The organism is Stenotrophomonas sp. AB1(2024) (assembly GCF_037482345.1).
Classification (GTDB): domain Bacteria; phylum Pseudomonadota; class Gammaproteobacteria; order Xanthomonadales; family Xanthomonadaceae; genus Stenotrophomonas.
In genome coordinates, this window is sequence record NZ_JBBHKO020000001.1 from 2,321,871 (window position 1) to 2,333,684 (window position 11,814).

At 68.6% G+C, this 11,814-nt stretch carries 12 protein-coding genes; 2 read left to right on the forward strand and 10 right to left on the reverse strand.

The features are described 5' to 3' along the window. Positions 1-70: 70 nt before the first annotated feature. Positions 71-1,318 carry an efflux RND transporter periplasmic adaptor subunit gene (locus tag WIX41_RS10630; protein WP_339447349.1) on the reverse strand — a complete coding sequence of 416 codons (1,248 nt, stop codon included), beginning with the start codon at positions 1,316-1,318 and terminating at the stop codon, positions 71-73. A 294-nt stretch (positions 1,319-1,612) separates the two neighbouring features. Here WIX41_RS10630 and WIX41_RS10635 point away from each other — a divergent pair, with 294 nt between their 5' ends. Both WIX41_RS10635 and WIX41_RS10640 read left to right on the forward strand, forming a co-directional pair. Then, the gene (locus WIX41_RS10635; protein ID WP_339447351.1) at positions 1,613-2,839 is read left to right on the forward strand and encodes a sensor histidine kinase; all 1,227 of its coding nucleotides are present in this window, start codon (positions 1,613-1,615) and stop codon (positions 2,837-2,839) included. After that, complete coding sequence (locus WIX41_RS10640; RefSeq protein WP_339447353.1) at positions 2,836-3,438, forward strand: response regulator transcription factor; 603 nt, start codon at positions 2,836-2,838, stop codon at positions 3,436-3,438. Before WIX41_RS10635 ends, WIX41_RS10640 begins: the two co-directional genes overlap by 4 nt. Positions 3,439-3,587: 149 nt before the next feature. On the opposite strand, the gene WIX41_RS10645 is transcribed toward WIX41_RS10640, so the two are convergent. The 9 genes from WIX41_RS10645 to WIX41_RS10685 form a co-directional block, all read right to left on the reverse strand. Next, positions 3,588-4,136: a cytochrome b gene (locus tag WIX41_RS10645; protein WP_339447355.1), complete on the reverse strand. Its 549-nt coding sequence runs from the start codon at positions 4,134-4,136 to the stop codon at positions 3,588-3,590. Continuing rightward, positions 4,133-5,248: a catalase family peroxidase gene (locus WIX41_RS10650; protein ID WP_339447356.1), complete on the reverse strand. Its 1,116-nt coding sequence runs from the start codon at positions 5,246-5,248 to the stop codon at positions 4,133-4,135. The genes WIX41_RS10645 and WIX41_RS10650 overlap by 4 nt, the downstream gene beginning before the upstream one ends. A 162-nt stretch (positions 5,249-5,410) precedes the next feature. Next, positions 5,411-6,778: a leucyl aminopeptidase family protein gene (locus tag WIX41_RS10655; protein ID WP_339447358.1), complete on the reverse strand. Its 1,368-nt coding sequence runs from the start codon at positions 6,776-6,778 to the stop codon at positions 5,411-5,413. Next, complete coding sequence (locus tag WIX41_RS10660; protein ID WP_339447359.1) at positions 6,775-7,512, reverse strand: HAD family hydrolase; 738 nt, start codon at positions 7,510-7,512, stop codon at positions 6,775-6,777. The genes WIX41_RS10655 and WIX41_RS10660 overlap by 4 nt, the downstream gene beginning before the upstream one ends. Before the next feature lie 44 nt (positions 7,513-7,556). Next, positions 7,557-8,648, reverse strand: a complete 1,092-nt coding sequence (locus WIX41_RS10665; protein WP_339447360.1) for an AI-2E family transporter — start codon at positions 8,646-8,648, stop codon at positions 7,557-7,559. Between the two features lie 70 nt (positions 8,649-8,718). After that, the gene (locus WIX41_RS10670; protein ID WP_339447362.1) at positions 8,719-9,150 is read right to left on the reverse strand and encodes a hypothetical protein; all 432 of its coding nucleotides are present in this window, start codon (positions 9,148-9,150) and stop codon (positions 8,719-8,721) included. Then, the gene (locus WIX41_RS10675; RefSeq protein ID WP_339447364.1) at positions 9,147-9,653 is read right to left on the reverse strand and encodes a phage holin family protein; all 507 of its coding nucleotides are present in this window, start codon (positions 9,651-9,653) and stop codon (positions 9,147-9,149) included. Before WIX41_RS10675 ends, WIX41_RS10670 begins: the two co-directional genes overlap by 4 nt. Positions 9,654-9,659: 6 nt before the next feature. After that, positions 9,660-10,025, reverse strand: a complete 366-nt coding sequence (locus WIX41_RS10680; RefSeq protein ID WP_017355212.1) for a hypothetical protein — start codon at positions 10,023-10,025, stop codon at positions 9,660-9,662. Positions 10,026-10,139: 114 nt separating this feature from the next. Next, on the reverse strand, positions 10,140-11,567 hold the full coding sequence (locus tag WIX41_RS10685; RefSeq protein WP_339447365.1) for a Do family serine endopeptidase: 1,428 nt from the start codon (positions 11,565-11,567) through the stop codon (positions 10,140-10,142). Positions 11,568-11,814: the final 247 nt, after the last annotated feature.

Here is an 11,814-nt window from a genome sequence, read left to right on the forward strand (position 1 = left end):
TCTCCATGAATCGTTGGAAGAAGGGAATCGCACACCATCGGCTCGCGACCAGGTCGCGGCACCGCTTTGCTTACTGCGCCTGCTTTTCCACCACCGCGCTGCCATCGCGCAGTTCCGGCGGCGGGTTGTTGACCACCTGCTGGCCGGCGCTGAGGCCGGCGGTGACCTGGCGGTCGTTGTTGAGCGCCACGCCCACCGTGACCGGCACCTGCCGCACGCGCCTGTCATCGCCCACTACAAACGCCACCGTCTTCTGGTCGCGCTCCACCAGCGCCGCCGCCGGCACGCGCACGCCCTTGGGCGCTTCGGCCTGGGCCGGTGCGGCCGCTTCCAGGAAGCTCACCCGCACGCCCATTTCCGGCACGATGCGCGGGTCTTTGGTCTTCAACGCCACGCGTACCTTGACCGTGGCCTTGCCGCGGTCGGCGGTGGGAATGATGGCAATCACTTCGGCCGGAATCTTCCATTCCGGATACGCATTGAGCGTGGCCTCGACCGGCATCTTGGGCTGCACGCGGCCGATGAAGGCCTCGCCCACTTCCACTTCGATCTCCAGCGAATCCATGTCCACGATGGTGCCGATACCGGTGCGGGTGAAGCCGCCACCGGCCGACAGCGGCGACACGATCTCGCCCGGCTGCGCCGCCTTGGCGGTGACCACGCCGGAGAACGGCGCGCGCACGATGTTGTTGTCCACGCCCAAGTCGGCGATGGCCAGCGCATCGCCGGCCACGCGGGTGTTGCGCTGGGCGGTGCGCAGCTGCGCGCGCAGGCTGTCGCGCTGGGCGATGGCCTGGTCATACTGGGAACGCGAGACCAGCTGCTGGCTGACCAGCGTCTGCAGGCGCCCGGCTTCGGCATCGGCCTGGGCCACCTGGGCCTGCAAACCGGCCAGCTGGCTGCGTGCCGCTTCCAGCTGCGACGACGACAGGCTGCGCTGGGCATTGGCATCGATCGGGTCCAGGGTGGCCATGATCTGGCCTTCTTCGACCCGCATGCCTTCTTCGATCATGACTTCGCGGACCTTGCCGGTGATCTTGGCCGACACCGTGGCCATGCGCCGGGCCACCACGTAGCCGCTGGCGTCGAGCACCGAGCTGCTGGCGGTGCCCTGCTGGATGGCCACCACCGGCACGGTGGTCACCTGGATCGGGCGTTCGCGGCCGAACACGACCCAGGCGATACCGCCCAGGACCAGCAGCGCGACAATGGCGAGCACGATCCACAGGCCACGGCGTGGCGACGAAGGCGGCGGCGGGGCTGCGGCCTTCTTGCGGTCGATGCGGAGTTCCTTGAGCAGTTCAGCGGATGCGTTCATCGTGAGTCTGGACGTGGAATCGGGCCGAGTGTGACCGCAACCACGGTCACGGGCAAACCGGCAGGGGTCTGGCTGGGGCACAGGATGCCCGCAGGGCGGGGTTCCGGGCAGTGACAGCTGTCACCTGCATGGGGTGATGCGCGGGACTGGCAATGCCGACCCCGCTTCTGGATCGTAGAGCCACGCCCTGCGTGGCTGCTCTCCGCAGGACGCCACGTCTACCCCGGGCACCGCGCAGCCACGCAGGGCGTGGCTCTACGGCACCCACCCACATAACATCAAGAGGAAGCTGCCATGATCGCGCCTCGCGCCTACGACCGGGAACCCACCATGTTGCCCCGCTGGCTCTCATCACTTCTACGCCCCGCGCCGGATTCAGCCGTTGCCGACAACCTGCGACGCGGCAAGCCCGCCTGGACCGATGCGGTGCACCTGTTGTGGACCGGCTGGGTGTTCTTCACCCCGATGTTCGGTGGCGGCTACAGCCTGCTTTGGCTGTGGCTGACCCTGCTGACCTACCCCGTGTTCCTGGCGCTCTACGCACGCCAGCTGCTGTCGCCGCGCCGATACGGGCCGCGTTACGCCCTGGCCATGGTCGCCATGGGCTTGGCGCTGCTGCCGTGGTATCCGTCGGGCATCAGCTATTTCATCTTCGGCTGCGTCACCCTCAGGGTCTGCCGCACCGGCAGCGCATGGCGCTACCTGGCCCAGCTGGTGGCGCTCAATGCCGCCTTCGTGGCCATCGCGCTGTGGGTGGGCTACCACTGGCAGCTGGTGGTGTGGATTCCGTCGATGGCGTTCATCATCGGCGTCATCATCAATGTGGAAAGCACCAACAAGGATCGCGACGCGGCCCTGCAGCTGTCCCAGGACGAAGTGCGCCGGCTGGCCGCCACCGCCGAACGCGAGCGCATCGGCCGCGACCTGCACGACCTGCTGGGTCACACGCTGTCGCTGATCACCCTGAAGCTGGAGTTGTCGCGCAAGCTGTTCGACCGCGACCCCGAGCGTGCGCGCCTGGAGATCAGCGAAGCCGAAGCGATTGCGCGCCAGGCACTTTCCGAAGTGCGCAGCGCGGTTACCGGTATCCGCGCCAGCGACCTGGCCGCCGAGCTGGCCGCTGCGCGGTTGCTGCTGGAATGCCAGCACGTGCACCTGCATTACACCCCGCCGCCGCCGATGCCGGTGGACATCGAACGCGGCCTGGCGCTGGTGCTGCGCGAGGCGGCCACCAACATCGTGCGGCATGCCGACGCGCACCAGGCCTGGGTCGAATTCGCGCAGGAGGGGCGCATGTTGTCGATGCAGGTTCGCGATGACGGCCGAGGTGATGTACAGGCCGATGGCAACGGGCTCACCGGTATGCGCGAACGCGTGGCGGCGCTGCGCGGTACGATGCAGGTGCAGTCCGCGCGCGGGCAGGGCACCACGGTGGCGGTGCAGGTGCCGCTACCGGCCACGAGCGTGGCGGTACCCACGACGGTGGTGGGCGCCCCCCTGGCCAGCGAGGCGTTGCCATGATCCGTATCGTGCTGGCCGAAGACCAGGCGATGGTGCGCGGTGCGTTGTCGGCGCTGCTCGGGCTGGAGCCGGATATCGAGGTGCTGGGCGCGGCGGCCGATGGCGAGGCCGCCTGGCGCATGCTGCAGCAGCTGCAGCCGGACATCCTGGTGACCGATATCGAGATGCGGGGCTTGTCCGGCCTGGAGCTGGCGCAGCGTATCGCCCGCCACGGCCTGCCGATCAAGGTGGTGATCGTCACCACCTTTGCGCGCTCGGGATTCCTGCGCCGCGCGCTGGATGCCGGTGTGTGCGGCTACCTGCTCAAGGATGCGCCGGCGGAAAAACTGGCCGATGCGCTGCGCCAGGTGCAGCACGGTGGCCGTGCCATCGACCCGCAGCTGGCGCTGGATGCATGGTCGCAGGCCGACCCGCTCAATGATCGCGAACGCCAGGTGCTGCGTTTGTCCGGCGATGGCCGATCGGCCAGTGAAATCGCCACCCAGCTGGGGTTGTCGCCCGGCACGGTGCGCAACTACCTGTCCGAGTGCATAGGCAAGCTTGGCGTGGCCAACCGCATCGAAGCGTATCGCCTCGCCAGGCAGAAGGGGTGGCTGTAGAGTCACGCCGCGCACCATGACAGCTGGTCTCCATTGCGATGAACGCGTCGCCACGCGCCCAAGGCTACAGGCGACACGGGAAAAGGCTCTCGGCGTGGCTGCGCAATGTCAGGCATCCCAAAAGCAGCCACGCAAGGCGTGGCCCTACGTCATTTACCGGCGCTGTCGGGGCCCTTCGCCATCGCCTGGAACACGCCATCGCGCCGCACCCACAGATGGAACAGCGCCGCGCACAGGTGCACCACCACCGTGGCGAACAGCGCGTACGCCAGCAGGCTGTGCGCGCTGCGCAGCGCGGCATACAGCGCCACGTCATGCGGCAGGATCGGCGGCAGCAGCACGCCTTTCCACATCTGGATCGGATAGCCGCCGGCCGACAGCATCGCCCAGCCCACCAGCGGCATCGCCAGCATCAGCCCGTACAGCAGCCAGTGCGAAGCATGCGCGGCGGCGGCCTGCCATGCCGGCAGATCGGCCGGCAGCGGCGGTGGCCGGTGGCGCAGGCGGTTGGCCAGCCGCACCAGGGCCAGCAGCAGGATCGCAATGCCCAGCGGCCGGTGCAGGTCCACCAGCAGCGGCCGCCAGTGCAACGAGGCCACCATGGTCACGCCCACGAACAGCATGGTCAGGATCAGCACCGCCATCAGCCAGTGCAGCACCCGCGCGGTAAGGTTGAAGTGCCCGGTATCGCGGCTCATTGCGCACGCTCCTTGCCGGTCGCGTCGGCAGCCTTGCCGCTGGCGATTTCGCGTTCGCGGCGGTTGAACGATTCGGAATACACCGCCGAGCGCGCCGCCAGGATCGGGTCATCGGTGCCAGCAATGCCGCTGGGCAGGATCAGCGGATCGAAGTTGAGGTTGTTGCAGGCGCCGCCGGCCTGCGGCTGCAGGGCGGTGAGGCTGAGCGTGCCGACCTTCACCTGGCGGCGGCTGTCCGGCCACGGGATGGAGGGGTCATTGATGGCATCGCCGGGCTCGGCGATCGTCACCCACATGTCCCAGCGCACCGGGCCCTGCGCCAACCGCTGGCTGAATTCGTCGGCCAGGTAATCCAGCCCGGCCTGCGCGCGCTGTTCGGCCGTCATCGCTTCGAACGCGGCCTGCGGGCGCATGCTCCAGCGCACCACCTGGCTCTGCCCGTCGGCGTTGGTGAAGCGGAAGCTGTTGACCCCGTTGTAGTCGGTGTTGGCCCAGCTGGTGGACCACGGCGCGGTCCTGGCCCATTCGCCGAAGGCGCGCGCAGAGGGGTACCTGGCAGCGATGGCGGCCATCTTCGCCGGGTCCGGTTTGCCGGTGGCCGGGTCGGGAATGCCGGCGCGGGTCTGTTCCAGGAACGCTTCGGTGGTGGGCACGGCGAAGAACGGGAAGCTGTTCATGGCCGTGCGCCATTCCTGGCCGTCGTCGCTGACCAGCTGCAGCGCCATGCTGCGCACCCGCGCATTGGCGTCGGCGCCATGCGGGTCGCCGCCGCCGATCGACAGCCGGCCCAGCACCGGCACCTGCTGCTGGCGGAACACCCGCGCTGAACTCAGCGCGGCGCCGTCCGGCGTGCCCTGGAAGGTGCCGCTCACGCACACGCCCTTGCTGTGCGCACGGCGGAAACCGGGATGGTTGGCACCAGTGGCTTCAATGGTATCGGTGAAGGTCTGCACCGTGGCCCGGTCGCGACCCAGCCAGCCGGCCAGCCAGGCGAAGGCCAGGATCAGCACGCCGGCAATCAGCGCAATCAGCGCGATCCACAGCAGCGGCGAATGGGGTGGGCGCGGGGCATCCGGCTCACGGCCGGCGCGGGTGTATCGAAAGAGCGACATGGGCCGAACCTGCCTTCTCGAACATGAGGGGTGGGTGCAGCCATGGTCGCAGAACCCCCGCCACGCCGATATTCACATTTTCGACAACCTTTAAACGACGAATCCCCGCCGGGGGCGGGGATCTGTGGGGTGTACCGAGGCCGGGCAGAGCCCGGCGCTACATCAGGCGTACCGGCCCTTCAACATGCTCCACGCCGACCGCAGCGCCAGCGCCTCACCACCGGCCGGGCGGCCCGGGCGTTCACCGTCGTTCCAGGCGTACACGTCGAGGTGTGCCCAGGCCTGGCCTTCGGCAATGAAGCGCTCCAGGTACAGCGCGGCCGTCACCGAACCGGCCATGCGCGAACCGGCGTTGGCCAGGTCGGCAATGCCGCTGTGCAGGTAACGCAGGTACGGGCGCCACAGCGGCATGCGCCATACCGGGTCGCGGGTGGTCTCGCCAGCCTGCAGCCACTGCTGGGCCAGCGTGTCGTTGTTGCTGAACAGCGCCGGCAGATCCGGGCCGAGCGCGATGCGTGCCGCGCCGGTGAGCGTGGCGAAATCCAGCACGATCTCCGGCTTCTGTTCGCTGGCATAGGTCAGCGCATCGCACAGCACCAGCCGGCCTTCGGCATCGGTGTTGTCGATTTCGATGCTCAGGCCCTTGCGGGTGGCGATCACTTCGCCCGGGCGGAAGGCATCCGGCCCGATCGCGTTTTCCACGGCGGCAATCAGCAGGGTCAGCTGCACCGGCAATTCCTGGGCCATGATCAACCCGGCCAGGGCCAGTGCGTGCGCGGCGCCGCCCATGTCCTTCTTCATGTTGCGCATGCCGTCGGCCGGCTTGATGTCCAGCCCGCCGGTATCGAAGCACACGCCCTTGCCAACCAGCGCCACGTGCGGGCGACCGGCCTGGCCCCAGCGCAGCGCGATCAGGCGCGGCGCGCGGTGCGAGGCGCGGCCCACCGCGTGGATGGCCGGGAAGTTCTGCTCCAGCAGCGCATCGCCGGTGATCACCTCGCACTGGCCGCCGTGCGCGGCGGCCAGTGCGCGTGCGGCGTCTTCCAGTTGCTGCGGGCCCATGTCCTCGGTGGGCGTGTTCACCCAGTCGCGCACGCGCAGACTGGCGGTGATCACATCGCGCACTTCGGCGGCCGGGGTGGCCAGCAGCTGCGCCGGGGCGCGGTTGGGCTTGCGGTAGCGCGCGAAGCGGTAGCTGCCCAGGCCCCAGCCCAGGTGCAGCAGGGTTTCGATGTTGGTCGGCAGCGCATCGGCCAGCTGCCACACGCTGCCTTCGGGCAGGGCGAACGGGGCGTGCGCGTAGGCATAGGCATCGCCCGGGTCGCCCACGCCGACGATGGCGCCCGCCAGGCCGTGCTCGCCCGGCAGCAGCACCACGCTTCCACCGCTGCCGTTGAAGTGCTGCGCATCCAGCCAGGCAACCAGTGCCGGGCTCTGCTGCGCGCGCCATGCCGCGAACTGTTCGCGCTCCATGACGTGCAGCGGCAGCGCCTTGGCCGAATCGGTGGTGAAGCCGGTGATCTGGGTCATGCGGGGTCGTGCTCCGTTCGTGGCCAGGCGTGCTGCAGCGATGCGTTCGCATCGAGCCAGTCGGCCAGCCCGGTCAGGGTGTCGAACTGCAGGTCGGGCTGCAGTGAAGGGTGGTGCCAGGTGTGTTCGACGCGGTTGATCCAGCAGCCGCGCAGGCCGGCCTGCATCGCGCCGACCACGTCCATTTCGATGTGGTCGCCCACGTGCAGCACCTGTGCCGGGGGCACCCCCAGGCGTTCGCAGGCGGCATGGAAGATGCTGGCGGCCGGCTTGGCCGCACCATGCTCACGCGAGCCCAGCTGGAAGGTGAAGTGGTGGTCCAGCCCGATCCGGGCCAGGTCGGCATTGCCGTTGCTGAGCGCGGCTACCGGCACCCGCGCGGCGATGCGGGCCAGCGCCTCGATCGCATCCGGGTAGCACTCCACCTGGTTGCGCGCGGCGTAGAACGCCTCGTAGGCCGGTTCCAGCAGGGCCAGGTCGGCACCGCTGGTTTCCAGCGCCTCGCGCAGGGTGAGCCGGCGTAGCGCGCTCAAGTCGTAGTGCAGCTGCGGGTTGTCGCGGAAGGAGCGCTCGCGCAGTTCGCGCATTGCCGCCACCGGGTACATCGCGGCGGTGGCGGGGCTGTGCTGGAGCATCCACTCGTGCAGCACCTGGTCGATGCGGGCGCCGATGGGGGCGAACGGCCACAAGGTGTCGTCGAGGTCGAGGGTGATGGCTAGGACGGGAAAATTCACCCGCCCATTCTACGCCTGTGGGCGCAGCCACGCAGGGCGTGGCTCTACTCCAGTAGTTTTGCCCACCCTTGGGCGCCGTCCAGCCGCGCCAGCACCAGCTTGATGCACACCAGTAGTGGCACCGACAGCAGCAGCCCCACCATGCCCCACAGCCAGCCGAACACCATCAGCGCCAGGATCAGGATCAGCGGCGAAAGCGCCATCCGCCGGCCCAGCAGGATCGGGGTCACCACTTGGCCTTCGAGGGTGTGCAGGGCCAGGTAGCACGCGGCCGGCAGCAGGGCCTGGAACGGGTCGCTGAACTCCACGGTCCCCATCAGCAGCATCAGCGTCACCCCGATCAGTGGGCCCACATACGGCGCGAAATTCAGCAATGCCGCCACCGTGCCCCACAGCAGGGCTTCCTGCAGGCTGATCCCCAGCAGCAACAGCACCCCGGAGAAAATCAGCCCCACCAGCGTGTTGATCACCGTGATGGTCAACACATAGCGCGAGACCTCGCGTTCGATCGACCGCAGGATGTCGGTGGTGAACCGCTGCTGCTGGCGGCTGGGGAACAGCGCGATCGCGTGCTTCTGCAGGTTCTGCCCGTAGATCATGAAGAACAGGGTCAGCAGCACCACCGCCAGCACCGATGCGGCCAGGCGCGGCGCCCGGGTGAGCACCTTGTACGGATCATCCAGCTGGGTGCGCACCACCTGCACCCGGCGGCTGCCTTCGCCGCCGGCCACGCGCGCGAAGTTCTCTGCCGCCAGGTTGGCCTGCTGCACCGGCTTGGTCAGGTTCTGCACCTGGCGGGCCACCTTGCGCAACTGCTGCGGAGCTTCCTGCGCCCACTCCATTGCCGGGCCCACCAGCTGTACGCCCAACGCCACCGCGCCACTGAGCCCGACGCCGATCACCAGCACCGCGGCCAGGAAGCGTGGAATCCACAAACGCCCGAGCAGGCGCAGGATGGGGTTGCCCACCAGCGCGAAGAACATCGCCAGCAGCACCGGCAGGATGATTTCCTGCGCGGCCCACAGGGTGAAGCCTACCGCCAGCGTGGCCAGCACCACCAGCGACATGGGCGCGCGCGGGCGCGGCGGGGGCGGTGCCGCAACGGCATCGGTGGGGGAGGGCGCAGGAACGCTCATGCAGGTCGCACGCGGGAGAGGAGACGCATTATTGGGCAACCCGAGTGCGTGCGGCGTGTTGGAAAGCCGGTTAACGTTCGGACACGTCGGTGGCGGCTTCTGCCGGCTGCGGTTGCCGTTGCGCGGCGGCAGGCGCTGCCGCCCGCACGGGTGCCACCGGCGTTGAATCCGCTGCTTCGTCCACCTTGTCGGCGACCTGTTCGGCGGTGTCGGCCGCTTCGCTGGCCTGCATCGAGGCAAAGGCCGCCTGCGCGCTGGCCAGCAGGTTGGAGACCGAACCGATCATCTGCAGCCAGCGGGCGCCGTGGAAACGGGTGCTGCCCGGTTCCAGCTTGCCGGCCAGGAAGCCGCCGGCCAAGCCCACGCTGATGATGCGCATCGGGGTCCACCCTTCGCGCCAGGCCTGGCTGAGGGTGAACCAGCTGGACTGGGTCTCGCCGACCCGGATAGCCACTACCTGTTCAGCCCGCTTGACGCGGTGGCGCAGGGCTTCGAACTTCATGGCGTACGCTCCGGGGCCCCGACATGCGCATCGGGATCTTCATCGCTGGGCTCGTCGAACAGGCCCAGCCGCGACAGCTGGCGGCGGGTGGCATGCATGCCGGTATGGCGGAAGAAGAACGACACCCGCCAGATCGCATAGCCGGTTACGGCCAGGCTGATCAAGGAAGTGATCAACAGTGAATGGAACCAGGACAGCCCCCAGCGCTGCATCAGCGCGATCAGCGTACCGGCCAGCAGCAGCCAGGCCGAGGCGCCAAACACGATCGCCACGCCGCTCCAGGCCAGTGCCCGGCCGAACGCACTGCGTGCCAGCGCGAACTCCAACGAGGCCAGGCGGCGCAGCGAACGCAGCGTGTGCTTGGCCGAATCCACCGTCGCGCGGCCGGCCTGGCCGACCTCGCGGATGCTTTCATCCAGGTGCGGCGCGCGCTGGCCGGCATCGCCATCGGGTGGAGGCGTTGCCGCTCCACCGTCGGGCGTGGACTGTGTCTGATCGCTCACGCCGACTTACTTGTCGCCGCCGCTGCGGGCCAGCTTGGCGATGATCCAGCCGGCGGCGAAGGCCACGCCGAACGAAGCCAGCGGGCGCTCGCGAATCAATTCGGCGGCGCTGTCGACCAGGTCCTTGCCCTTGTCCATCAGCGCATCGACCTGTTCCTTGGCAGCAGCACCACCGAATTCGGCGGCTGCCAGGCCCGACAGCGCGGTATCGGAAAGTTCGGCCTTGACGTTGGCCTTGCCGATGCGCAGCTCGTCGGTGGCCGCGCCGGTGGCGCCCTTGATCGCACCGCCGGCAGCGGTGGCCGCCGACTTCAGGTGCGAACCGGCTTCACCCAGGTGTTCCTTCAGGTTCTCGGTATTGGTGGGGCTCATCGTGAATCTCCGTTGCAGGCGATGGGGAAGGTGACCGCAGACGATGCCGGTCGAAGTGAACTCAAGGTAATAGCATCGGGGCGGTGTAAAGCACGTTATGACCCCCTGAAGGATTCATCGCATTTCCAGCTCGCCGCGCGCGTTGCCACGCACCACGCGCAGCACCAGCTGCTGCGGGCGCTGCTGGAAGTTGGCGCGCCAGCTGGCCAGGTCGGCGAATTCACCCACGCTGGCCTGGATGATCAGGTCGCCGGCGGCCAGGCCCGAATTCGCCGCGCGGCTGCCGCGCTTGACATCGCTGACCATGACCCCGCTGCTACCGGCCTGGCGCAGCGTCTCGGGCAGGTCGACGAAGGTGGCGCCGGTCAAGCGCGGATCCAGCGATTCACCCGCCACCGCACGTGCCTGTTCCTTCAGCGTGGCCTTGAGCTGCAGCGGCTTGCCGTCGCGGCGAACCTCCAGCGTCAGCGCGCTGCCCACCGGCTGCAGGCCTTCCACGTTGTGCAGCGCCACCGCGCTGTCCACCCGCTGGCCGTTGGCCGACACCACCACATCGCCCGGCTTCAGCCCGGCCGCCGCAGCGCCCGAACCGGCCAGCACGCGCGTGACCAGCGCACCACGTGCTTCGCCCAGCCCCAGGTTCTGCGCCAGCGCCTGGGTCAGGTTCTGCGCTTCGATGCCCAGCGTGCCGCGCACCACCACGCCGTGCTTGATCAGCTGGTCCACCACATCGCGCGCCAGGTTGGACGGAATGGCCAGGCCCAGCCCGATGTTGCCGGCCATGCTGCCCTGCGGGTTGAAGCTGGCGGTGTTGATGCCCACCAGCTGGCCTTGCAGGTTGACCAGCGCGCCGCCGGAGTTGCCCGGGTTGATCGACGCATCGGTCTGGATGAAGTTCTGGTAGCCCAGCCCGCGGATGCCGGTGCGGCCCACTGCCGAAACGATGCCCGAAGTGACCGTCTGGCTGAAACCGAACGGATTGCCGATGGCCACCACGAAGTCGCCCACGCGCAGCTGCGCGCTGTCGCCCAGCGGCAGCGCGGTGAGCTTGTCGGCCGGAATGCGGATCAGCGCCACGTCGGTGTCGCGGTCCGAACCGAGGAACTCGGCCTTCACCGTGCGCCCATCCGACAGCGTCACCTGCACGTCGTCGGCGTTGTCGATCACATGGTGGTTGGTCAGCACCAGGCCTTCGGCCGCATCGATGATCACCCCCGAGCCGAGCGACTCATTGATGCGTTCCTGCGGCACTTCCGGGAACAACCGGCGGAAGAACGGGTCGTTGAAGTAAGGATTGCGTACCCGCACCACCTGCTTGGTATTGACGCTGACCACTGCCGGCATCACCCGGTCCAGCATCGGCGCCAGCGATGGCACCGGCTGCCCGACCACCGAGGCCGGCAGCGCGGCCGTGGCCGGAATTGCCAGCGCAGCCGGTGCCGCTTCGGCGCGGTTGTCCAGGTGGACGTTGATGGCGGAGGCGACGAAGCCACCGAAGGCGGCGGCAAGCGCGAGCGTGAGCAGGGTCGGGAGCGGTCGCATGGGAATCCGGGGGTCGCGTGGCGGGCAGTGGGGCAGGAAAAGCACGTATACGGTAAATCAAGCTGAATGAGTCTGTCCGCTGACGGCTAAACCGGCGATGAAATCGGCGATGGCCAGTGGCGACCCCTGCGACCTTTCGTGCCGTTGACACGCCCCCGTGCCGGCGTAAGCTGCAAGGCAGGCCGGCCACTAGATGTAGCGCCGCCGGCCCAGAGTGCCCCAAGGCGTTGGGTCCGCTGGCGGGCAC

Bases quoted from the DNA above. Each gene is read 5' to 3' on its own strand.
- WIX41_RS10650 (WP_339447356.1), bottom strand. From the start codon at position 5,248: ATGTCGCTCTTTCGATACACCCGCGCCGGCCGTGAGCCGGATGCCCCG.
- WIX41_RS10640 (WP_339447353.1), top strand. From the start codon at position 2,836: ATGATCCGTATCGTGCTGGCCGAAGACCAGGCGATGGTGCGCGGTGCG.
- WIX41_RS10645 (WP_339447355.1), bottom strand. From the start codon at position 4,136: ATGAGCCGCGATACCGGGCACTTCAACCTTACCGCGCGGGTGCTGCAC.
- WIX41_RS10680 (WP_017355212.1), bottom strand. From the start codon at position 10,025: ATGAGCCCCACCAATACCGAGAACCTGAAGGAACACCTGGGTGAAGCC.
- WIX41_RS10670 (WP_339447362.1), bottom strand. From the start codon at position 9,150: ATGAAGTTCGAAGCCCTGCGCCACCGCGTCAAGCGGGCTGAACAGGTA.
- WIX41_RS10655 (WP_339447358.1), bottom strand. From the start codon at position 6,778: ATGACCCAGATCACCGGCTTCACCACCGATTCGGCCAAGGCGCTGCCG.
- WIX41_RS10665 (WP_339447360.1), bottom strand. From the start codon at position 8,648: ATGAGCGTTCCTGCGCCCTCCCCCACCGATGCCGTTGCGGCACCGCCC.
- WIX41_RS10630 (WP_339447349.1), bottom strand. From the start codon at position 1,318: ATGAACGCATCCGCTGAACTGCTCAAGGAACTCCGCATCGACCGCAAG.
- WIX41_RS10635 (WP_339447351.1), top strand. From the start codon at position 1,613: ATGATCGCGCCTCGCGCCTACGACCGGGAACCCACCATGTTGCCCCGC.
- WIX41_RS10685 (WP_339447365.1), bottom strand. From the start codon at position 11,567: ATGCGACCGCTCCCGACCCTGCTCACGCTCGCGCTTGCCGCCGCCTTC.